Raw genomic sequence first — 20,480 nt, forward strand, 5'->3', positions numbered from 1 at the left:
GCATCCTGACACAACAAAACGCACCCGAACGAGCACTCACCGCACCCGTGAAATGAAAATCACCGTCATCACGGCAAATAGTCGACCCACCCCTCCGGCAGCACCGAACGGCAGCGGGGGCTACCTGGTGCGTGGCAGGGTGGAGGTATGGATGCCAACGTCGTGGAAGCAGTCGGGAAGCTGACCGAGCGCTGGGTGCGAGAGCTGCCACCCGGCAACACCGTGGTGTCCGGATTGGGGCTATGGCCCCTGCTCGCCTTGCTGGCGACCGCAGCCGATGAGCCAGGCCGAAGCGAGCTGGCCGAGGCTGCGGGTCTCGACGCGGACAGTGCCGCGAAGAAGGCAGTCGAGTTGGTCGACGCCATCGACGGATCGGCCGACCTGCATGCCGCGCTGGCGGTCTGGGTCCACGAGCAGCTCAAGTTGAGCGAGTCGTTCGACACCGTAGTACCGGCTGCGCTGACCGGCACCCTCACCGGCGATCTGAGCGCTGACAAGGCGAAGCTCGACGCCTGGGCCGCCGAGCACACCGACGGCCTGATCCGCGAGATGCCGATCGAGGTGACGCCGGACCTTGCCGTAGTACTGGCCTCCGCGCTGTCCCTCAGGACCACTTGGACCAAGCCGTTCAAAGAGCAGATCAAGCGCCAGTACGACGGCCCGTGGTCGGGCGGCTCCTGGCACTGGCTCGAGCGCACCGACCGCGAGCTCGATTCCGTACGCCGGTACACCGACCCCGCTGCCGGTCCGTTGACCGTGATCACCGTGCAGGGCGATGCCGACGTCGACATCCTGCTCGGAATCGGCGCGGCCGACGCCCAGCGTTCCGACGTACTGGCCGGGCTCGTCGCAGCCTCGGCGAAGCCTGCCGAGGGGGAGCCGGGGAGTGCCCTGATCGAGCAGGGGGAGCCGGGTCAGGAGATCGCGCCCGGGCTCAAGATCGGTCTGACCACGACCTCGGTGCCGGATCTGAAGCTGTCGCTGCCCTCGTTCAACGTGAAGGTCGAACACGACCTGCTGGCTCAGCGGGAACTCTTCGGCCTCACGACGGTGACCGGCCCGCCGTCCGGGAGTGGTCACTTCAGCGGGATCAGCCCCGACCAACTGGTGGTCGCATCGGCGAAGCAGACCGTGCTCGCCCGCTTCTTCGCCACCGGTTTCGAGGCGGCCGCCGTCACCGCGATGGGCCTGATGCGGACCTCGATGCCCACCAACCAGGCTCGTCGGCTCGACGTCGAGCTCGCGCGCCCGTTCGCCTTCACCGCAGTACTGCGAGCCAGCCGGCTCCCCATCGTCACCGGCTGGATCGAGCAGCCCACCGAGCCGGGCTAAGCCGGTAGGGTAAACAGCTGGTTGAGCAGCGTCGACGCTTCGTCGACGCCCTCGCGGTCGCCGGTGAGGAGCAGGTCGAACAGCAGGCCGCGTGACGCCGCGAGGCCCAGTCGCGCGTACGCCGGGGCCCGGTCCGGGGCGATGCCGGCGCGGATGCAGAGGTCGATCAGCGGTGGGAGCCAGACGTTGATCAGGTCCGCCTTGAGCGCCTCGGTGTGCGGCTGGTCCTGCATCGCGTGGGCGGAAAGCTCGAAGAACAACGGGCCGTAGACCAGCGCGGCCTCGGTGACGCGACGCCAGAACTGCTCGGCCTGCTCGGCGATCGTCCCCTCCTCGAGCGAGGCGAGCAGATCCCGCTGCTGCTGCTCGACCGTGCGGACCACCTCGGCGAGCAGGCCCTCTCGCGAGCCGAAGTGGTAGATCAGCATCCGGTGGCTGGTGCCGATCGACGTCGCGATCGCGCGCAGGCTGGCGTCGCCGATGCCGTTGCGAGCGAAGTGCTCAACCGCGTCCGTCAGCAGGGTCTCGCGGCTCACGCCTGCTCGCTGACCTTCTTCAGGCTTTCGGTCTCGAGCGCGATGTACCGCTTGGTCAGGTTGGCGTAGAGCTTCCCGAACAGCCAGCCGAGCGGGCCCTCCTGGATGATCGTCGCGGTCGCCACCGTGCCCTCCGGCGTACTGACCACCCGGTGCACGCCGGTGGTCTTGATCCCGGGGCCGCGGGAGACCCACTCGAAGTACTCGCCTTCGGCCAGGTCGGTCACCTCCCAGATCGCGACCGGGAGCTTCGGCTGGCGGATCCGGGTCCGGGCGCCGAGGTGGATGCGGCCCTCGTCGAGCCGCTCGACCTGGTCGACCGTCGGGGTCCACTCGGGCCACTTGGCGACGTCGCTGAAAACCTCCCAGACGCGTTCCGCCGGGGCCTGGACTGTGATGGAGTGATCGAAGCGCATGTACCAAATGGTACATCTTTCCGCGACGCGCGCAACGGTCAGCGGAGCGTGAACGGTAGTCGGACGGAGCGTAAGAGTCCGATCAGTTCGGCGATTGCAATCTGCTGGCGGTCCGCAGGCCCAGGTAGGGTCTGCCGCATGACAGAGAAGAACCTCACGGAAAACGAGCAGGACCCGGGTGCGAACACGCAGATGTTCCGCGCCTTCGTCAACGAGGCCACCACCGAGGCAGCCGAGGAGCCGAAGGTCAACGGCCGCACGCTGGCCATCGTCGGCGGCGTCGTTGTCCTGATCGCCGTCATCGCCGCGATCCTCGTTCTCTGATCTCCCGGTGACCCGCCGCCGAGGCACCACGGACGCGGCGCGCTGCCAGTGACCACCGTCGACGTCCACGTCGTACGGGTGTTCGTCGATCCCTCCGGTGCCTTCGGGAACCCGCTGGGCATCGTCGACGGCGCCAAGGTTCCCGCTGCGGCCCGCCTCGGCGTCGCGGCCGCGCTCGGCTACAGCGAAACCGTCTACATCGACGACCCCGCGACCGGCGAGCTGCAGATCTTCACCCCCAGCATCGAGATGCCCTTCGCCGGGCACCCCACCGTCGGCGTCGCTTGGTGGCTGCGGTCCCAGGGCTACGACACCCCCGTACTGCGGGTGCCCGCCGGCGAGGTGCCCGTCACGCACTCGGGCGACCTCACCTCGGTCCAGGCCGACCCTTCGTGGGGCAGCGCCTTCACCTGGCGCGAGGTACCTTCGGCGGCCGACGTCCTCGCCGCGGACCCGGCGTCCTACTCGGACGATCACACCTATCTCTGGTCCTGGATCTCCGAGGCGGACGGCACGATCCGGTCGCGCATGTTCGCGCCGGCCATGGGCATCGCCGAGGACGAGGCAACAGGTTCGGCCGCCACGCAGTTGACCGCGCGCCTGGGCCGCCCGCTCCACATCACCCAGGGCGCCGGCTCCCAGCTCCTCACCACGGTCGTCAGCCCGACCGCTGTCACCGTAGGCGGCCGAGCCGCCGCTGCTGCCTCGCACACCTTCACCCTCTGACAGGCCTTCTCCCGAGAATCGTTGACTGGGGGAGCCCGCGGATAGAGCATGGGGACTCGGCTACGTGGGAGGTTGTTGTGGCGGACGTTGTACGGGCGGCGCTGGTGCAGACCAAGTGGACCGGCGACCAGGAGTCCATGACGAAGGCGCACGAGGACTATGCGCGGCAGGCCGCAGCCGCCGGGGCGAAGGTGATCTGCTTCCAGGAGCTCTTCTACGGGCCGTATTTCTGCCAGTTGCAGGATCCCAAGTTCTACGAGTACGCCGAGTCCGTGCCCGGGCCGACCACCGAACGCTTCCAGGCGCTGGCCGCCGAGCTCGGCATGGTGATGGTCCTGCCCATGTACGAGCAGGAGCAGCCGGGCGTGCTCTACAACACCGCCGCGGTGATCGATGCTGACGGCAAGTACCTCGGGAAGTACCGGAAGAACCACATCCCACAGGTGAACGGCTTCTGGGAGAAGTTCTACTTCCGCCCCGGCAACCTCGGCTACCCGATCTTCGACACCGCTGTCGGGCGGATCGGGGTCTACATCTGCTACGACCGGCACTTCCCCGAAGGCTGGCGGGCACTGGGCCTCGCCGGCGCCAAGATCGTCTTCAACCCGTCGGCCACCAGCCGCGGTCTGAGCTCGTACCTGTGGAAGCTCGAGCAGCCCGCTTCCGCCGTCGCGAACGAGTACTTCATCGGCGCGATCAACCGGGTCGGCATCGAGGACGACTACGGCGAGAACGACTTCTACGGTACGTCGTACTTCGTCGACCCCGAAGGTAAATTCGTCGGCGAGGTCGGCCACGACCACGATCCCGAGCTGATCGTCCGCGACCTGGATCTCGGCCTGCTCGACACCGTCCGGGATCGCTGGCAGTTCTACCGCGACCGCCGCCCCGACGCGTACGGCGACCTCACCAAGCCGTAGCCGGGTTGCGTCCGAAGTAGCGAGGGTCAGGCCCCACCCTTCTTCGGACGCAAGGAAACAGCCGAACCAATCGAGGAGCGCCGAGGATGTCGTTGCTGGTCAAGGGTGGAACCGTCGTCGGGCCGACCGGTGCGCAGCCGGCCGATGTGCTGGTCGAGGGCGAGAAGATCGTCGCGCTGTTCGACCCGGCGTACAGCCAGACCGTCCAGGCGGACGAGGTGATCGATGCAGGAGGCAAGTATGTGATCCCGGGCGGGATCGACGCGCACACGCACATGGAGATGCCGTTCGGTGGCACGTCGGCCAGCGACACCTTCGACACCGGGACCAGGGCGGCCGCGTTCGGCGGCACCACCACGATCGTCGACTTCGCGATCCAGAAGACCGGCGAGGTGGTCCAGGACGGGCTGGACGCCTGGCACACCAAGGCCGACGGCAACTGTCACATCGACTACGCCTTCCACATGATCCTCGGTGGGGTCGACGACGAGTCCCTGAAGGCGATGGACTCGCTCGTCACCGAGGGGATCACCAGTTTCAAGCTGTTCATGGCCTATCCCGGGGTGTTCTACTCCGACGACGGCCAGATCCTGCGGGCGATGCAACGGGCCCGGGAGAACGGCGCGATGATCATGATGCACGCCGAGAACGGCATCGCGATCGACGTACTCGTCCAGCAGGCGCTGTCGCGAGGTGAGACCGATCCGATCTACCACGGCATCACCAGGCCGGAGGCGCTCGAGGCGGAGGCGACCAGCCGGGCGATCTCGCTCGCGTCGGTGGCGAAGGACTGCCCTCTCTACATCGTCCATCTGTCGGCCAGCAAGGCGCTCGAAGCAGTGGCCGCCGCGCGCAACGACGGCCGCAACGTGTTCGCGGAGACCTGCCCGCAGTACCTGTACCTGACGCTGGAGGATCAGCTCGGTGCGCCCGGTTTCGAAGGGGCCAAGTGGGTCTGCTCGACACCGCTGCGGAGCAAGCACGAGTCGCACGCGCGCGATCTGTGGAAAGGCCTGCGCAGCAACGATCTCGCGATGGTGTCGACCGATCACTGCCCGTTCTGCTTCAAGGACCAGAAGGAGCTCGGCCGCGGCGACTTCTCCAAGATCCCGAACGGGATCGGCGGCGTCGAACACCGGGTCGACCTCGTCTACCAGGGCGTCGTCGACGGGCAGTTGTCGCTGGAGCGCTGGGTGGAGACGATCGCGACCACGCCGGCCCGGATGTTCGGGCTCTACCCGCAGAAGGGGATCGTCGCGCCGGGCTCCGATGCCGATCTCGTCATCTACGACCCGAACGGGACCACCCGGATCAGCGCCGAGACGCATCACATGAACATGGACTACTCGGCGTACGAAGGGGTGGAGATCCAGGGCCGGGTGGGCACGGTGATCTCGCGGGGCACCGTGATCGTGGCCGATGGCAACTACCATGGCCGCAAGGGGCACGGACGGTACCTGCGCCGCGGGCTGTCGTCGTACCTGGTCTGACGAGGGGGCAAACCGGTGGACTTCGGAGTGGTGTTCCAGTGTGATCCGCCCGCGTCGGCGGTGGTGGAGCTCGCGGTCAAGGCCGAGGAGGCCGGTTTCAGCCACGTCTGGACGTTCGACTCGCACCTGCTCTGGCAGGAGCCGTTCGTCATCTACAGCCAGATCCTGGCCGCGACCGAGCGGGTCGTCGTCGGGCCGATGGTGACGAATCCGGGCACCCGCGACTGGACCGTGATCGCGTCCCAGTTCGCGACGCTGAACGAGATGTACGGCAACCGCACGGTCTGCGGCATCGGCCGCGGCGACTCGGCGTTGCGGACCCTCGGCGCGAAGCCCGGGACCATCGCCGAGCTGAAGGAGTGCGTCGAGGTCGTCCGCGAGCTCGCCTCCGGCCGGGCCGTGGAGTATCGCGGGCAGCAACTGAAGCTGGCCTGGGTGGAGGACGGCTCGCTCCAGGTCTGGGTCGCGGCGTACGGGCCGAAGGCGCTCGCGGCGACCGGCGAAGTCGGCGACGGGTACATCCTGCAGCTTGCCGACCCGGATATCGCGGCCTGGATGATCGCCGCCGTACGCCGCTCCGCCGAGCAGGCCGGCCGCGATCCCGACGCGATCACCTTCTGCGTGGCGGCCCCGGCGTACGTCGGCGACGACCTTGCCCACCAACGCGACCAGACCCGCTGGTTCGGCGGCATGGTCGGGAACCACGTGGCCGACATCGTCGAGCGGTACGGCGCGACCAGCCAGGTGCCGACGGCGCTGACCGACTACATCGCCGGCCGCAAGGGCTACGACTACGCCGAACACGGCCGCGCCGGCAACACCCACACGGACTTCGTCCCCGACGAGGTCGTCGACCGCTTCTGCATCCTAGGCCCGGTCGAGAATCACCTGGCCCGCCTGGAAGAACTCAAGTCCATCGGCGTAGACCAGTTCGCCCTCTACCTCCAACACGACGCCAAACAAGAAACCCTCACGGCCTACGGCAAACACATCATCCCAGCGTTCTGACCGCTTACGTCCGAAGAAGTGGAGGACACGTCCCTCCGCTTCTTCGGACGTAAGGCAGGTCAGCGTTTACGGGTAGACGAAGAGGCTGGTCGGGTCGAAGGTGGTGCGGACCTCGGCCAGGCGGGCGAAGGTTGCTGGCGACCAACTGGCTTCGTACGAGCCTTCGAGTTCCAGGCCGCCGGCGAAGTTGATGTTGTTCTGGGCCGAGGTCCAGGGGGCGAGCTGGGCGAGGATGCCGTCGACGATGGGCGGCAGGACGTCCGCGAACAGGTTGGGGTCGGGCACGCCGACGAAGGAGAGGCTGAAGTCGGCCTCTCTGCCGCCGACCGCGCTGCCCTCCGGCACGTCCCGGCGGGTTGCGCCGCCGAGGTGCCGCAGTTCGACCGCGACGATCGGGATCTGCTGCTCCGGACCGACGGCCTGGAGCAGAGCGGAGACGAAGCCGTCGTCGATCCCGTCCAGGAGCAGGCCGCGCACCCAGCCGGGGCCGGGGTCGCGCGGGTCGTTGTGGATCTGCGCGATGTTGGCCGCCGGCATCTCGCCGACCGCGTCGATCAGCGTCGGTGCCAAATCGCGGATCGGCCGGAGCAGCCGGTCGCCCTCGGCCGGGTCGCCGACGAAGGCGTAGCGCAGGTTCAGCAGGGTCTTGCCCCGCAGCGGCTCCGGGATGACCTCAAGCGGTGGCAGCCGGAGGATCGCCACGGACGACGAAGCGGACTCGGGCGCCGTCTTGGTCCAGTCGGCCCAGGCGCCGAGGACCGCAGCGATGTGCTCGGCGTCGAAGAACATCGCACCGCCGTACAGGGTGGTGAGCGGGACGAGCTCGAAATCCATCGAGGTGACGACGCCGAAGCCGCCCTTGCCACCGCGCAGGGCCCAGAACAGGTCCGGATTCTCCTTGGCGTTCGCCGAGACCACGTTGCCGTCGGCCGTGACGACCCGGAACCCACGCGCCCAGTCGGAGGAGTATCCAAAGGTGCGGGCCAGCGGGCCGAGGCCGCCGCCGAGCGTGTAGCCGACGGTTCCGACAGTGTCGGAAGCGCCGGTGATCGGGGCGAGACCGTGCTCGGCCGCGGCCGTGATGACCTCGGCCCAGTCGAGGCCGGCGCCGATGCGCGCGATCCGGCCGTCGATGCTGAGGTCCTTGAGACGGGACGTGGTGATGAGGATGCCGTCGGTGACCCCTGCGACGGAGCCATGGCCGGTAGCGAGCACACGCACCGGTACTGCGTACTTCGACGCGACGCGGACGGCCGCGGCGACATCGGCCTCGGAAGTGGCGCCGACGGCCACCTCGGGTGAGTGGACAGCGATGGTGTTGTGGGCAGCGACCTCGGCGGTGAAGCCTTCGTCACCGCGCGTCAGGACCGGGCCGGCAATGCTGGAACGGAGTTCGTCGATCATGCCCCAGTCTGTACAGACGCCGGGTCATTCGCTGATCCCGGAACGCTCCACCCCTTCGACGATCCAGCGTTGCAGGAAGACGAACATGATCACCAGCGGCAGGATCGCGATGCCGGCGGCAATGAAAAGCTGCGGGAGATCGATGGTCTGCGCGGTGAGGAAGGTCGACAGCGCGATCTGGACGGTCCAGGAGTTCTGGTCCGGCGCGATCACCAGCGGCCAGAGGAAGGCGTTCCACGAACCGATGAAGGTGATCGTGCCGATCGCGGCGATGAAGCCCGTCGAGTTCGGCACCACGATCCGCCAGAACGTTCCCCAGTACGCCGTACCGTCGAGCTGCGCCGCTTCCTCCAGTTCGCGCGGGAAGTTCAGGAAGTACTGCCGGAACAGGAAGGTCGCGAACGCCTGGAAAAGACCCGGGATGATCAGGCCGCGCAGCGTGCTCACCCAGCCGAGCGAGGACACCAGCACGAAGCTCGGCACGAATGTCACCGCCGCCGGGATCAACAAGGTGGCGACGATGAAGTAGAACACCGCATTCGCATACCGGAAAGGGATGCGGGCCAGGCCGTAGCCCGCGAGCCCGGAGATCACCAGCACGCCGACGGTCTGCACCACCGCGATCACGAGCGAGTTGAGCAGGCTCCGCGCCATCGGCACGGCCGGGTCCTTGAACAGGTCGGTGATGTTGTGCCACTGCAACGACGACGGGAACAGCTTCCAGGTCGGCGAGGTGATGTCGGCCTCGGTGGACAACCCGTTGCGGAGCACCAGGTAGAAGGGCAGCAGGAAGAAGACGGCGCCGACCCCGAGTACGACGTACCGCAGGACCGAGCCGGTCTTGTAAGCTCCCGAGCGCTGGATGTTCGCCATCTCAGTCCTCCCTCCGGCCGAGGCCGAGAATCCGGTTCTGGCTGAGCGCGATCACGGCGATCAGGAGGGTGAGGATCACGGCGCCGGCGCTGCCGTGGCCGAAGTCCTGACCCTGACCGAGCGCCGCGTAGTACAGGTAGACGAGCGGTGGTCGCGCGTACGGCGGGTAGCTGCCCGAGCTCGACAGCAGGTTGTAGAACTCGTCGAACGCCTGGAACGCGTTGATCAGCAGGAGAAGCAGCACCGCGGTGGAGGTGGCGCGGAGCTGGGGGAGGGTGATGAAGCGCAGCACCCTCGGCCCGCTGGCGCCGTCGATCGCGGCGGCTTCGTAGAGCGTCGGCGAGATCCGTTGAAGACCGGCCAGGAACAAGATCATGTAGAACCCGGCCTGCAACCACATCCGCGCTGTCACGATCACCAGCCAGTACCACGGGGGCTGGGTGACCGAGAGCCACGCGATCGGTTCGACGCCGAACCAGCTGAGCACGGTGTTCATCAGGCCGAAGCGGACGCCGGAGAAGATCGACAGCTTCCAGACCAGCGACGCCACGACGTACGAGCAGGCCGTCGGCAGGAAGTAGACCGAGCGGAAGAACGTGCGCGCGAACCGGGCGCGATTCACCAGCAGGGCAAGGCCGAGCGACACCACGAAGGTGGTCGGCACGATGAACAACGCGAACAGGATGAAGGTCAGCAGGCTGGACCGGAACGCGCCGTCCCGGATCATGTCCAGGTAGTTGCCCAGGCCAACGAACTTGGTCGGGGTGACCGTGTTGTGCGCGTCGAAGAAGCTCAGCACCACCGACCAGATGATCGGGACGTAGACGAACACGATCAGCCCGAGCACGAACGGCCCGACGAAGATCCCGAACCACAGGTTGCGGTCGTACCGGCCGCGCAGCCGCCGCCCCAGCGACGCCCGGCCCGTCGCCAGGGCGGGCTGCTGCAGACCTTGCGCAGTCATCAGCCGGTGATGCGCTTCAGTTCCGCGTCCACGACCGCCTTGACGGCTTTGATCTCGGTGGCCGGATCAGAGCCGTTCTTGATGATCCGGCTGAGCGCGTCGGAGTACGCCGTACCGGACTTCGAGGTCCACAGCAGCGGGGTCTGGGCGTGCCCGTTCTCGTTGACGAACTTCGCCGCGTCGGCCGCCGGGCCGGATTTCAGCTTGCCGGCCTTCTCGACCAGGCTCTTGCGGGCCGGGATGTGGAAGCCGTACGACTGGGCCCAGTCGAGCTGCTTGTCGGTCTGGTCCACCCACAGCCACTTGATGAACTTCTTCGCCGCGTCGACGTTCTTCGACTTGGTGCTGACCGCGGCCGCGTAGGCGCCGACCGGGACACTCGGCGCACCCGTGCTCGCGTTGAGCTTCGGCCAGGGCAGCACGCCGAAGTCGTCCGGCAGTGCCTTCTGGATCTGCGGGAACGTCCACAGACCGGTGAACTGCATCGCGGTCAGGCCCTGCGTGAACGCCGACGGGTCGGACCAGTCGGTCGGTGCGCCGAGCAGCAAGGACTTCGAGGTGAACAACTCCCGGAGCTTGCGCAGCGACTCGACCGCGGCCGGGTCGTCGAACCCGAAGGTGTTGTCGTCGGTGAGGTAGTCGAGGCCGGCCGACCAGAGCGCCGGACCGCCGAGGATGCCGACGCCGCCGTCGTTGCCGACGAACAAGCCCTTCACCTTGTCGGTGGTGAGCTTCTTCGCGGCCGCGAGTAACTCGTCCACGGTGGTCGGCGGCTGGACACCGGCCGCCGAGAGCAGACTCTTGCGGTAGACGAGCAACTGCATGTCGGTCACCTGCGGGATCGCGTAGAGCTTGCCCTGGTAGGTGAGCCGGGAGATCAGCGACGGGGTGAAGTCGCTCTTGGCATCGCCGAGCAGGTCGCTCAGGTCGGCGACCTGGCCGCCCTTGATCATGTCGATGGTCGGGCCGTTGCCGTACTCGAACACGTCCGGCCCACCGTCGGTGAGCAACGCCGAGGCGGTCTTCTTGTCGTAGTCACCCGGCGACCACTGCACGGTCACGGTCGCGTCGGGGTACTCCTTGGCGTACTTCTGAACTGCTTGCTGGGTGCCCGGCTCGCCGTACTGGTGGTACCACTGCGCCAACGCGGGTTTGCCGCCGCTCGAACTGTCCGAAGTGGAGCGGCCGGTGTTCGAACCACACCCGGTCACGGCCAGCGCTGCCAGCCCACCACCCACGGCCAGGAACCGCCGCCGCCCGAACCCGTTGCCCTCAGCACCCGACATCTCGCCGTACCTCCGCTCCGGCGCGGTCCGACCACCGCGCGTCATTCCCCGACCCTACGACCAGAGAGGGCTGTCCGGTCCCCATTCTCAAACCCGCGCCGATGCCGCCGAAAATCTCGCCGCCGGATCTTCCTTCCGCGATAGCATCGCCGTCATGTCTTCTCCCCGTGCCTAGAGAGCGCTCGCTGTCGCCGAGCCCATTCGCCGTACCCCGCTCCCTTGATGGAGCCGGGGCTCTCTAGGAGCGTTTCTCGTGACCAGCACAACTCGTGCTGGGAGCTACCGCGACGTCCTGCTGCTGCCCAACGCGCTGCGCACCTTCGCGCCCGCGCTGTTCGGCCGGCTGTCGTACGGTCTGCTTCCACTGTCCATTCTGTTCACCGTTCAACAGACAACCTCTTTCGCAGTCGCAGGCATTGCTGTCGCTGCCTTCGGGCTCGCCTCGCTGTCGATGCCGCTGAAGGCTCGCCTCGTCGACCGCTACAGCCAGCGTCGGGTCCTCCCGCTCTTGGCTGCCGTCTGCACGGCCGGGCTGGCAGCGGTTGCCTGCCTCCGTACTGCGAACGCCCCGCTGCTGGTGGTCCTCGTCGGCATCACCGGCCTGTTCGCCCCACCGCTAGGCCCGTCCATGCGATCGGCCTGGCGCCTCATCACCGACGGCACCACCCTCAAGGAGCGTGCCTACGCGCTGGACTCGATCTGCGAGGAGTCCCTCTTCTTAGGCGGTCCACTCCTTGCCGGAGTCCTGATCAGTACGGCGTCACCCGCTGCCGCACTCGCCTGTACCGCGGGCCTGATGATCGTCGGCACGTGTGTGATGGCGACGAGCCCACTGGCGCGTCATACGAGCCCAGCGCCACCTCGGCAACACCTGTTGGGTCCGCTGCGCGAGCCCGGACTGCGCCGGATTCTGCTGGTCATCCTCGTCACGGCGTCCGGAGTCAGCGTCGCCTATCTGTCTCTCGCCGGAGTCGCCCAGCAGCAGGGGCACCCAGGAGCGGCCGGGTATCTCGAGGCGGCGATCGGTGCCGGGAGCGTGGTCGGCGGGCTGAGTTGGGCGCGGCGGAAGCACACCCGATCCCGGTCGAGTCACCTTGCGGGGCTGATCGGCGTACTGGCCGCAGGTCTGCTCGCCGCCTCGCTGACCACGAACCTCATCGTACTGGGGCTTGTGATGGGTCTGGCCGGGGTGGCGGTCGCGCCGCTGTTCGTCGTCTCCTATCTCGCCGCGGACGATCTGACTCCGTCGCATCAGCGAACGGAGGCGAGTACGTGGATCAATACCTCGAACAACCTCGGCAGCTCGGCGGGCGCATCACTGGCGGGGCTGACCATTGACCACACCGGGCCTTCCCGGAGCTTCCTCGCAGGGGGCATCCTGCTCGCTCTGACGGCCGGCACAGTCCTGCTGGCTCGACGGCATTTGAACCGCTAATCGCCGACGCCCGGCGTCAGGCTCCCAGTACGAGCTGACGCCGGGCGCTGGTCAGTGAGGTGTCAGGCCGTGCACTGGCTGGACGCAGCGACGCTGCCGCCGTCGTTCAGGTTGCCGTTGTACATCCAGCCTTCGATGGTGGTGTTGGCGATCCGGACGTGGGTCCATTTGTGGCCTTCGCTGTTCTGGACCCAGCAGTGGTAGAAGAGGTCCTTCGAAGTATCGACCTGCTTGACCACATCGCAAGACTGGTACGGACCGGTCCGGATCGGCGAGGAGCTGATGACCTTGCCCGCCCCGGAGCTCCGGTTCTGCCAGGCGGGGTGGCTGCCGCAGTCGGCGCTGGCCGACTGGGCGTTCAGGGCGATGAAACCACCGGCCACCAGCGGCAGGGTTACTGCTGCGGTGACGAGGCGACGGATGCTACTCGGAGTACTCATCTGATTATCTCCCGTAGTCGAGGGCGGTCGCGGTGACACTAGCCGGGAGAAGTGGTCGATGAATAGACCTTTGAAAGAAATATCAAATGCATTCTTTGGTCAAGCGATTGTTTTTCCGAATAAATGCATCTGGTATTTCTCGGATTTACTCAGGCGTCGGAGAGGCGGGCAATGGTCGCGCCGGCGCGGCGGACAATAGGAACAGGGCCGGCCGGTAGCACATCTCCGATGAATGTGTAATGCCGAAGAATGTCGGGGTCGACGTCGCCGGGGCGGGAACGGCTGTGATCGCGGACCCAGTCGATGATGTCGCCCCAGCCCGGTGCCGCCAGCGAGCCGCCGAAATGCTGGACCGAGAGGCCTGCACAAAGGTTCCCGAAGGCCAGGCGGTGGGCGAGCGGCCAGCCGCGAAGGGTGCCGAGGACGAGGGACGCCAGGAAGACGTCGCCCGCGCCGGTCGGGTCGTAGGACCGGACCGGGAGAGCCGGGATGTGCTCCTCCTCCCCGGTGGCCGAGTCGATCGCCAGTACGCCGTCCGAGCCGTTCGTCACGACCGCCAGCGGCACCCGCTCGGCCAGTTTGTGCAGCGCTGCCTTCGGGGTGTCGGTCCGGGTGTAGGCCATCGCCTCCCCGGCGTTCGGGGTGAAGGCGTGGAAGCCGTCCAGTACGTCGAGGACGGCGGGCGACCAGACGTCGGTCGGATCCCAGCCGACGTCGCCGAACAGCAGCGCGCCGGACTCGCGGACCTCGGTCGTCCAGCTCGGCAGTTCCTCCGCCACCGGGACGATCGCGGACCTGGTCCGCAGTCCCGGGCCGACCAGCTTGCTCGGGTCGCCGGGCGCCTCGTGCGCGTGGGTGACCATCGCGCGGTCCCGGTCGATCGACATCGACACGGTGACGGGGGAGTGCCAGTGGCCGATCCGGCGCGAGTGCGACAGGTCGACCTTCTCCTGGTCGGCCAGCGTCCGCCAGCAGAAATCGGCGTACACGTCGTCGCCGAAGACCGCGGCCAGTCCGCTGCGCAGGCCGAGCCGGCTGGCGGCGATGGCGAAGTTGGCGACGCCGCCGGGGCAGGAGCCCATCCCCTCGGCGAAGATCTCGGTCCCGGTCGTCGGCGCCGACTCCAGGCCGGTCAGCACGATGTCGAGGAACACGGTCCCCTGGACGAAGACGTCGTAGGTTTCCGGCTCGTCCATCACGGTGAATCCGTTCCTGTCGGTAGCTGGTGCTGTGCTGTCCTTCGTAGCATCATCGACCGGTCATCACCACGGATTTAGGAGAAAGCAATGAGTTGTGCCCCGTGTCGGAGGTTCCGCTGCGCTACCGGCGCCCGGGCACGCACCTGGACACCGCTATCGCTAGCGGAACCTCCGACACGGGGCACTGGGGTGTGTCTGTGATCCCGACCTGGATCTCGGTGGTCGGGGTGGTGATGACCGTGCTGAGCCCGGTGCTGGCGTTGGGCGGGGTCGCGCTGGGCGGGTATCTGAGCCGCAAGGCCGATCGTGAGCTCGATACCTGGCGGCACCGGGAGGAGACGATGCGGATGGTCCGGTGGGCCGTCGAGCAGATCCTCGAGGGTGACGAAGCCGGAACGGACGCCGGTGTGGTGACGCTACGCTCACTGATGAGGTCGGAACTGTTACAGCCGGAGGACTACGATCTGGTCGCCGCGCTGACGGCCGCCGTTGCGATCGACCGGGTCGGCCCGGCCGCGTACGCTGAACTCGAGAACGCGGACACCGAGGTTGTCGAGGGAGGCGCCGGTGAGTGAGAAGAAGACCGTCAAGGTCTCCCGCCAAGCCATCGAGCTGGCCCGGCTGCACGTCGAAGCGGCCCGCAAGGCCGGTCGCAAGCCAGAGCCGGGCCTGGCCCGGATCGCCGGCGCCCGCCCCGCCACCGGGCCGGAGGCAACCCCAGCCTGACGTCCGTACTACGGACGCCCGCGCGCCCCGAAGTACCGGCTATCGGTCCCGTCGGGCGGCACGCCGTAGAACCCTAGGGCCTCGTGTCGGGGGTTCCGTTGCACTAGCGGACCCCCCGACACGAGGCCCTACACTGATCGCGGCCGCTCCGGTGGCGTACGGTGCCCTCGTGGTGACCACTACGTTGCTCCCTGTTCCCGACCACGGCCGGACAATCCCGTGATCCGCTTCGAGAATGTTTCCAAGACCTACGAGGGCCAGTCCAAGGCTGCCCTGCTGAACGTCGACGTCGAGATCGAGAAAGGCGAGTTCGTCTTCCTGGTCGGTACCTCCGGGTCCGGCAAGTCGACGTTCCTGCGCCTGGTCCTGCGCGAGCACCGGACCTCCAAGGGCCACATCATGGTGGCCGGCAAGGACCTGAACCGGCTGGCCAGCTGGCGGATCCCGCAGATGCGCCGGCAGATCGGCACCGTCTTCCAGGACTTCCGGCTGCTGCCGAACAAGACCGTCGCCGAGAACGTGGCGTTCGCGCTGCAGGTGATCGGCAAGCCGCGCCAGCACATCCGCAAGACGGTCCCCGAGGTGCTCGAGCTGGTCGGTCTGGACGGCAAGGAGGACCGGATGCCGGACGAGCTGTCCGGCGGTGAGCAGCAGCGGGTGGCGATCGCCCGCGCGTTCGTGAACCGGCCGATGATCCTGATCGCCGACGAGCCGACCGGAAACCTCGACCCGGGCACCTCGATCGGCATCATGAAGCTGCTGGACCGGATCAACCGGACCGGCACCACCGTCGTGATGGCCACCCACGACGTGTCGATCGTGGACCAGATGCGCAAACGCGTGATCGAGCTGGAGAACGGTCATGTCGTCCGCGACGAGTCGCGCGGCGTCTACGGCTACCAGCACTAGGGCCGCTGCACCCCTGGTTCCCCGACCTACGACGTTACGGACTGACTTGTTATGCGCTTGAACTACATCCTCTCGGACCTCGGTATCGGGCTGAAGCGGAACCTGTCGATGACGATCGCGGTCGTCGTCACCATCTGGGTGTCGCTGTCGCTGTTCGGCAGCGCCCTGCTCGCGCGTGAGCAGGTCGACCTGATGAAGGGGAACTGGTACGACAAGATCCAGATCTCGGTCTTCCTCTGCACCAAGGACTCCGGCGGCCGCGGCTGCGCGGGCACCGAGGTGACCACGGAGCAGAAGAACCGGATCAAGCAGGTGATCGAGTCGAGCCCGGACACCGCGCCGGAGGGCGTCTTCGGGGAGACCAAGAAGGAAGCGTTCGACCAGTTCAAGAAGCTGTACAAGGACTCGCCGATCGTCAGCACGGTCACCGAGGACCAGATGCAGGAGTCCTTCCGGGTCAAACTGAAGGATCCACAGCGCTACCAGAACCTGGTCAGCGCGGTCGCGGGCCTGCCCGGCGTCGATACCGTCCAGGATCTACGCCAGTACCTGGATCCACTCTTCAAGGCGCTGAACGGGTTGCAAGTCGGTGCGCTGGTGGCCGCCGGACTCCTGCTGGTCGCCGCGCTGATGCAGATCTCGAACACCATTCGGCTGGCGGCGTACGCGCGCCGAAGAGAGATCGGCATCATGCGCCTGGTGGGCGCCTCGAACTTCTATATCCAGCTGCCGTTCCTGCTGGAGGCCGTGCTGGCAGCGCTGATCGGCGCGGTCCTTGCCTGCGGCACCCTTTGGGTCGGCGTGTACTTCGTCGTCATGCAGCGGGCCGCGGAGACCTTCCGCGTCTGGCAGTGGGTCGGCGCCGCCGAAACCTTCCAGGCCACCCTGATCATGGTGGTGGTCGGTCTGGTGCTCGCCGTGGTCCCGACATTCCTGACAACGCGGAAATACCTCAAAGTCTGACCCAGGTGACCTATGGTCGGTGTTGTGCCTTGACAAGAGGCGGCACGACACCATCACCCATAGCAAGGGGTCGACTGTGGTCCCGCACTTCCCCGGTGCGAACCCGCGCAAGCGGGGGAGCATCAAGCGAGACGACAGCATCGGCGCCACCGGAACACCGGACGGACGGATCCTCAGGCGACGCCTGGGCGGCTCGCCCGGCCGGCAGACGGTCATCGCCGCTTGCTGCGTTGTCCTGTCCCTGTCCGCCGGAGTTCTGGCGGCGGTCCCGGCTGCCCAGGCAGACCCGCCGGACCCCGCCGCGAAGAAGAAACAGCTCGACTCGCAGATCCAGAGTCAGCGGGGCGAGCTGAACCAGGCGTCCGACCAGCTCGCCAAGTCCGTTGCCGCGTACACCCAGGCCGAGACGCAGTACCAGGCCGTCCAGGTGAAGTACGCCGCGGCGCAGGGCCGGCTGGCGGCCGCGAAGGCTGCCGACACCGTTGCCGCGAGCAAGCTCAAGGTGGCCGAGGCGGCGCTCCAGACGGCGATGGACGACGTCGCCTCGGGTGAGCAGCTGATCGAGGCGAAGAAGGCCGTCGCGGGTCGCGCCGTCAGATCGGCGTACCAGCAGCAGAACACCCTGGTCGGGTTGAGCATCGTCCTGCGAGGGGCATCGCCGGCCGATCTGGCCACCGGGATGCAGGTCCAGCGCAATGTGTTCGGCATCCAGGGCAACGCGATCACCAACCTGAACAACGCTCAGGCGCAGCTCGCGAACAAGCGGGTCAAGGTCGCCGCGGCGGAGCAGGCGGTCGCCGACCAGCGCGCCGAGGCGGCTCGTACGGTCAAGGAGGTCACCGCGCTGACGCTGCAGGTGGCCGCGGACAAGGCCGAGGCGGCCAAGGTCGCGGCAACCAGGCTGACCGCGCAGCAGGCCGCCGAGAAGGAGAAGAACAGCGAGCTCGCGCAGTACAACGCGCTGGTCTCCGAGCGGACCAGGGTCGAGCAGATCCTGATCGCCCGGGCTCGCGCCGAGAAGGCTGCCGCGGCCCGGCGAAAGGCAGCCCGGGAGGCAGCCGAGCGGGCGAAGGCGAAGAAGGAGCATCGGCCGCCGCGGGACGTCCCGGACGATCCGGGTAACTCCTCGGGCCTGAGCTTCCCGATCAACACGTACATCACCTCGCCGTACGGGCTGCGGTTCCACCCGATCCTGCACGTCTGGAAGCTGCACGACGGCACCGACTTCGGCGCCGGCTGCGGTACGCCGATCCACGCTGCCGCGAGCGGGGTGATCACTGACCGTTACTACAACGGTGGCTACGGCAACCGGTTGTTCCTGTCGAACGGCGTGATCCGGGGCGACTCGATCACCACCGTCTACAACCACCTGTCCCGGTACAACGTCAGGGTCGGCCAGCACGTGAAGAAGGGCCAGGTGATCGGGTTCGTCGGTACCACCGGCTACTCGACCGGCTGCCACCTGCACTTCATGGTCTACCAGGACGGTCGCGTGGTTAACCCGATGAAATGGTTGTAGGCGACCTGAGATACTGGTCGGATGGTGAAACAGACCGGCCACAAACCGATCGCGCAGAATCGTAAGGCGCGACACGACTACCACATCGACGACGTGGTGGAGGCCGGACTCGTGCTGACCGGGACCGAGGTGAAGTCCCTGCGGCTGGGTCGGGCCTCCCTCGTCGACGCGTTCGCCGCTGTCCGCGGTCGCGAGCTGTGGCTGCAGGGGATGCACATCCCGGAGTACACGCACGGCACGTGGACGAACCACGAGCCACGGCGGACGAGGAAACTGCTGCTGCACAAGGACGAGCTCGAGAAGCTGATCAAGGCTGTCGAGCAGCAGGGTGTCTCGCTGATCCCGCTGGCGCTGTACTTCAAGGACGGCTACGCCAAGGTCGAGCTGGCTACCGGCCGGGGCAAGAAGGACTACGACAAACGCCACGCCCTCGCCGAACGCCAAGCCAACCGAGAGGCCCAGCGAGCCCTCTCAGACCGCTCCCGCCACTGACCCCGCGCCGGCTCGCTCGCGTTCCCAGCCAGGTATCCACCTTCGGGGTTGGTGGTCCCGACCCCAGCGCCTTCCTTCCCTTGTTCTTGGGGTTGGCTCAGGGGTTGGTCCGGGCTGAACCCGATGGGGTGACACGTGTTTCGGCGGGACAGTGGGTGCATGTCCACTTCTGATCTGCTGGTGACGCCGGCCCAACGGGACCGTGCGGTCGAGATTCTGCAAGAGATGTACGCCGACGGCCGGCTGGATCATGGCGAGTTCGACACCAGGATCGAACTGGCGTTGAAGTCGCGGACCCGGGCCGAGCTGAACGGCACCTTCGACGGACTGGTCTCGCGCCCGGTCCCGACGTACGCGCCCGCCGCCTTCACCCGGCCCGCCCCGCTCGTGCGAACCGACAGCCAGGGCCGCGGGATGGGTTCGATCGCCCACTGGCTCGGCTACCCGACCTTCTTCGTCGGCCCGGCGCTGATGGTCGCCAGCAGCGGGAAGTCGAACCCGGCCGTCCGCAAGCACGCGGTCGAGGCGCTGAACTTCCAGCTGACCGCCTTCGCCGCATTCGCGACGCTGGGGATCGTCACCAGTGTGGTCGGGTTCGCCGGCTTCCTGTTCCCGCTGCTCGGCCTGCTCTGGTTCGTCCTGACCGGCGTCGGCGGCCTGGCCACGCTGCTCGGCTCCAACTTCCGCTACCCGTTCACGCTGCGCCTCGTCCGCTGACTCCGGGGAATCCCAGGTGCGGGTGACTTGTTCTAGTTGATAGTGTTGAGGCTTCGCGGCCAGTCAGGGTGCTTTCGGGTCGCGGGGTTTGACAACTCAAGAGGGGGTGAACGGTTTCGACTTTGGACGTACGTTCCAAGAGAAGCGGGCCGAGGACCCAGGGTTATCTCGCAAACGATCCCTGGAAAACAATAACTGCCAACGCTAACGCGCGCAGTAGCTTCGCTCTCGCCGCCTGACGGCCTGAGCTAAAAGAAGCGGTCAGCCCGGGGTTGCTTCCGACCCGGTTCCTGGCCTCAGCTAGGAAGCTTGCTTCGTCAACTCGGTCACGGGGTTGACGCGGGACATTTACAGTGACTGAGTCTGTCAGCAACTTTGTCTGTGAGAGTGCTGGGGCTGAGAATTAGCGATTTACAGACTGCGCCCGGAGAAGTCTTGGGTCGACGCTGAAGGACGCGGGTTCGATTCCCGCCACCTCCACCCCTTTGAGTCGAACAGACAAGCCCCGGCAGCCACAGGCTGCCGGGGCTTCGTCATGCGCCTTCCGCGGACCCAGCTTCGTGTCGTGATGGGCGGGATACGGCGTTCCAGCACGAGATACAGCGTTTTAGTTGCCTCGATCATCTGGTGGTCACGTCCAGATCAGCTGCCGGATCTCCGCACCTTCGACTACCCAGCGCACTGAAGCAGGTGGATGTCCGATTCGTTATGTGAAGTCCCCGGCGAGCCGCGGCCCAGTGGCTTGCGTCCGGCGAGGAATGCGCACCAGAATGCCGGGGGTGTGTCACTTGGGGGTGGCCT

Annotated in this window: 22 protein-coding genes and 1 other RNA gene; 15 read left to right on the top strand and 8 right to left on the bottom strand. The window is 67.0% G+C overall.

What is annotated here, in order from left to right; genetic code table 11:
* The first annotated feature begins 147 nt into the window (after positions 1–147).
* Entirely contained in the window at positions 148–1,332 is a 1,185-nt protein-coding gene (locus tag F1D05_RS28425; protein WP_185443505.1) for a serpin family protein, read from the top strand.
* Here F1D05_RS28425 and F1D05_RS28430 read toward each other — a convergent pair.
* Together F1D05_RS28430 and F1D05_RS28435 are read right to left on the bottom strand one after the other, a co-directional pair.
* Entirely contained in the window at positions 1,329–1,868 is a 540-nt protein-coding gene (locus F1D05_RS28430; RefSeq protein ID WP_185443506.1) for a TetR/AcrR family transcriptional regulator, read from the bottom strand. The two genes, F1D05_RS28425 and F1D05_RS28430, sit on opposite strands and share 4 nt — an antisense overlap.
* Positions 1,865–2,284 (bottom strand): SRPBCC family protein, encoded by a 420-nt coding sequence (locus F1D05_RS28435; RefSeq protein ID WP_185443507.1) that lies wholly within the window; start codon positions 2,282–2,284, stop codon positions 1,865–1,867. Before F1D05_RS28435 ends, F1D05_RS28430 begins: the two co-directional genes overlap by 4 nt.
* A 138-nt stretch (positions 2,285–2,422) precedes the next feature.
* Here F1D05_RS28435 and F1D05_RS28440 point away from each other — a divergent pair, with 138 nt between their 5' ends.
* The 5 genes from F1D05_RS28440 to F1D05_RS28460 all read left to right on the top strand — a co-directional run bounded on the left by F1D05_RS28440 (position 2,423) and on the right by F1D05_RS28460 (position 6,752).
* On the top strand, positions 2,423–2,608 hold the full coding sequence (locus F1D05_RS28440; protein ID WP_185443508.1) for a hypothetical protein: 186 nt from the start codon (positions 2,423–2,425) through the stop codon (positions 2,606–2,608).
* A 48-nt stretch (positions 2,609–2,656) separates the two neighbouring features.
* Positions 2,657–3,334 (top strand): PhzF family phenazine biosynthesis protein, encoded by a 678-nt coding sequence (locus F1D05_RS28445; RefSeq protein WP_185443509.1) that lies wholly within the window; start codon positions 2,657–2,659, stop codon positions 3,332–3,334.
* A 77-nt stretch (positions 3,335–3,411) separates the two neighbouring features.
* Entirely contained in the window at positions 3,412–4,254 is an 843-nt protein-coding gene (locus tag F1D05_RS28450) for a nitrilase-related carbon-nitrogen hydrolase (RefSeq protein ID WP_185443510.1), read from the top strand.
* 86 nt (positions 4,255–4,340) lie between these two features.
* Positions 4,341–5,744: a dihydropyrimidinase gene (hydA, locus tag F1D05_RS28455; protein WP_185443511.1), complete on the top strand. Its 1,404-nt coding sequence runs from the start codon at positions 4,341–4,343 to the stop codon at positions 5,742–5,744.
* Between the two features lie 15 nt (positions 5,745–5,759).
* Complete coding sequence (locus F1D05_RS28460) at positions 5,760–6,752, top strand: TIGR03842 family LLM class F420-dependent oxidoreductase (protein WP_185443512.1); 993 nt, start codon at positions 5,760–5,762, stop codon at positions 6,750–6,752.
* Positions 6,753–6,818: 66 nt separating this feature from the next.
* Here F1D05_RS28460 and F1D05_RS28465 read toward each other — a convergent pair whose 3' ends face one another.
* The 4 genes from F1D05_RS28465 to F1D05_RS28480 are packed head-to-tail and all read right to left on the bottom strand — an operon-like array spanning position 6,819 to position 11,324.
* Positions 6,819–8,156 (bottom strand): FAD-binding oxidoreductase, encoded by a 1,338-nt coding sequence (locus F1D05_RS28465; RefSeq protein WP_185443513.1) that lies wholly within the window; start codon positions 8,154–8,156, stop codon positions 6,819–6,821.
* A 24-nt stretch (positions 8,157–8,180) separates the two neighbouring features.
* Positions 8,181–9,029 (bottom strand): carbohydrate ABC transporter permease, encoded by an 849-nt coding sequence (locus F1D05_RS28470; RefSeq protein WP_185443514.1) that lies wholly within the window; start codon positions 9,027–9,029, stop codon positions 8,181–8,183.
* Between the two features lies 1 nt (position 9,030).
* Positions 9,031–9,993 carry a carbohydrate ABC transporter permease gene (locus tag F1D05_RS28475; RefSeq protein WP_185443515.1) on the bottom strand — a complete coding sequence of 321 codons (963 nt, stop codon included), beginning with the start codon at positions 9,991–9,993 and terminating at the stop codon, positions 9,031–9,033.
* Complete coding sequence (locus tag F1D05_RS28480) at positions 9,993–11,324, bottom strand: ABC transporter substrate-binding protein (RefSeq protein WP_246486049.1); 1,332 nt, start codon at positions 11,322–11,324, stop codon at positions 9,993–9,995. The genes F1D05_RS28475 and F1D05_RS28480 overlap by 1 nt, the downstream gene beginning before the upstream one ends.
* A 208-nt stretch (positions 11,325–11,532) precedes the next feature.
* Here F1D05_RS28480 and F1D05_RS28485 point away from each other — a divergent pair, with 208 nt between their 5' ends.
* Positions 11,533–12,714, top strand: coding sequence for an MFS transporter (locus tag F1D05_RS28485; RefSeq protein ID WP_185443516.1), 1,182 nt, complete (start codon positions 11,533–11,535; stop codon positions 12,712–12,714).
* 62 nt (positions 12,715–12,776) lie between these two features.
* On the opposite strand, the gene F1D05_RS28490 is transcribed toward F1D05_RS28485, so the two are convergent.
* The gene (locus F1D05_RS28490; RefSeq protein ID WP_185443517.1) at positions 12,777–13,154 is read right to left on the bottom strand and encodes an SH3 domain-containing protein; all 378 of its coding nucleotides are present in this window, start codon (positions 13,152–13,154) and stop codon (positions 12,777–12,779) included.
* 149 nt (positions 13,155–13,303) lie between these two features.
* Entirely contained in the window at positions 13,304–14,350 is a 1,047-nt protein-coding gene (locus tag F1D05_RS28495; protein WP_185443518.1) for a carbohydrate kinase family protein, read from the bottom strand.
* Positions 14,351–14,454: 104 nt separating this feature from the next.
* Between F1D05_RS28495 and F1D05_RS28500 the strand changes: the two genes are divergently transcribed.
* The 8 genes from F1D05_RS28500 to ssrA all read left to right on the top strand — a co-directional run bounded on the left by F1D05_RS28500 (position 14,455) and on the right by ssrA (position 20,162).
* A complete protein-coding gene (locus F1D05_RS28500) occupies positions 14,455–14,928 on the top strand; it encodes a hypothetical protein (RefSeq protein ID WP_246486050.1) in 474 nt (157 codons plus the stop codon).
* The gene (locus tag F1D05_RS28505; protein ID WP_185443519.1) at positions 14,921–15,079 is read left to right on the top strand and encodes a hypothetical protein; all 159 of its coding nucleotides are present in this window, start codon (positions 14,921–14,923) and stop codon (positions 15,077–15,079) included. The genes F1D05_RS28500 and F1D05_RS28505 overlap by 8 nt, the downstream gene beginning before the upstream one ends.
* 219 nt (positions 15,080–15,298) lie before the next feature.
* Positions 15,299–15,988 (top strand): cell division ATP-binding protein FtsE, encoded by a 690-nt coding sequence (ftsE, locus tag F1D05_RS28510; RefSeq protein ID WP_112246967.1) that lies wholly within the window; start codon positions 15,299–15,301, stop codon positions 15,986–15,988.
* Between the two features lie 51 nt (positions 15,989–16,039).
* Positions 16,040–16,951 (top strand): permease-like cell division protein FtsX, encoded by a 912-nt coding sequence (gene ftsX, locus F1D05_RS28515; protein WP_206685861.1) that lies wholly within the window; start codon positions 16,040–16,042, stop codon positions 16,949–16,951.
* A 76-nt stretch (positions 16,952–17,027) separates the two neighbouring features.
* Positions 17,028–18,470, top strand: a complete 1,443-nt coding sequence (locus tag F1D05_RS28520) for a peptidoglycan DD-metalloendopeptidase family protein (protein WP_185443520.1) — start codon at positions 17,028–17,030, stop codon at positions 18,468–18,470.
* A gap of 21 nt (positions 18,471–18,491) precedes the next feature.
* Complete coding sequence (gene smpB / locus F1D05_RS28525) at positions 18,492–18,962, top strand: SsrA-binding protein SmpB (RefSeq protein WP_185443521.1); 471 nt, start codon at positions 18,492–18,494, stop codon at positions 18,960–18,962.
* A 159-nt stretch (positions 18,963–19,121) separates the two neighbouring features.
* Positions 19,122–19,679, top strand: coding sequence for a DUF1707 and DUF4870 domain-containing protein (locus F1D05_RS28530; protein ID WP_185443522.1), 558 nt, complete (start codon positions 19,122–19,124; stop codon positions 19,677–19,679).
* A 102-nt stretch (positions 19,680–19,781) separates the two neighbouring features.
* Positions 19,782–20,162, top strand: a transfer-messenger RNA (tmRNA) gene (gene ssrA, locus F1D05_RS28535).
* The last annotated feature ends 318 nt before the right edge of the window (positions 20,163–20,480 follow it).

Origin of the sequence: Kribbella qitaiheensis (assembly GCF_014217565.1) — a bacterium.
GTDB lineage: Bacteria > Actinomycetota > Actinomycetes > Propionibacteriales > Kribbellaceae > Kribbella > Kribbella qitaiheensis_A.

Coding starts and splice junctions, on each gene's coding strand:
- hydA (WP_185443511.1), top strand. CDS start 4,341: ATGTCGTTGCTGGTCAAGGGTGGAACCGTCGTCGGGCCGACCGGTGCG.
- F1D05_RS28470 (WP_185443514.1), bottom strand. CDS start 9,029: ATGGCGAACATCCAGCGCTCGGGAGCTTACAAGACCGGCTCGGTCCTG.
- smpB (WP_185443521.1), top strand. CDS start 18,492: ATGGTGAAACAGACCGGCCACAAACCGATCGCGCAGAATCGTAAGGCG.
- F1D05_RS28480 (WP_246486049.1), bottom strand. CDS start 11,324: ATGACGCGCGGTGGTCGGACCGCGCCGGAGCGGAGGTACGGCGAGATG.
- F1D05_RS28425 (WP_185443505.1), top strand. CDS start 148: ATGGATGCCAACGTCGTGGAAGCAGTCGGGAAGCTGACCGAGCGCTGG.
- F1D05_RS28530 (WP_185443522.1), top strand. CDS start 19,122: ATGTCCACTTCTGATCTGCTGGTGACGCCGGCCCAACGGGACCGTGCG.
- F1D05_RS28495 (WP_185443518.1), bottom strand. CDS start 14,350: ATGGACGAGCCGGAAACCTACGACGTCTTCGTCCAGGGGACCGTGTTC.
- F1D05_RS28435 (WP_185443507.1), bottom strand. CDS start 2,284: ATGCGCTTCGATCACTCCATCACAGTCCAGGCCCCGGCGGAACGCGTC.
- F1D05_RS28440 (WP_185443508.1), top strand. CDS start 2,423: ATGACAGAGAAGAACCTCACGGAAAACGAGCAGGACCCGGGTGCGAAC.
- F1D05_RS28490 (WP_185443517.1), bottom strand. CDS start 13,154: ATGAGTACTCCGAGTAGCATCCGTCGCCTCGTCACCGCAGCAGTAACC.
- F1D05_RS28465 (WP_185443513.1), bottom strand. CDS start 8,156: ATGATCGACGAACTCCGTTCCAGCATTGCCGGCCCGGTCCTGACGCGC.
- F1D05_RS28475 (WP_185443515.1), bottom strand. CDS start 9,993: ATGACTGCGCAAGGTCTGCAGCAGCCCGCCCTGGCGACGGGCCGGGCG.
- ftsX (WP_206685861.1), top strand. CDS start 16,040: ATGCGCTTGAACTACATCCTCTCGGACCTCGGTATCGGGCTGAAGCGG.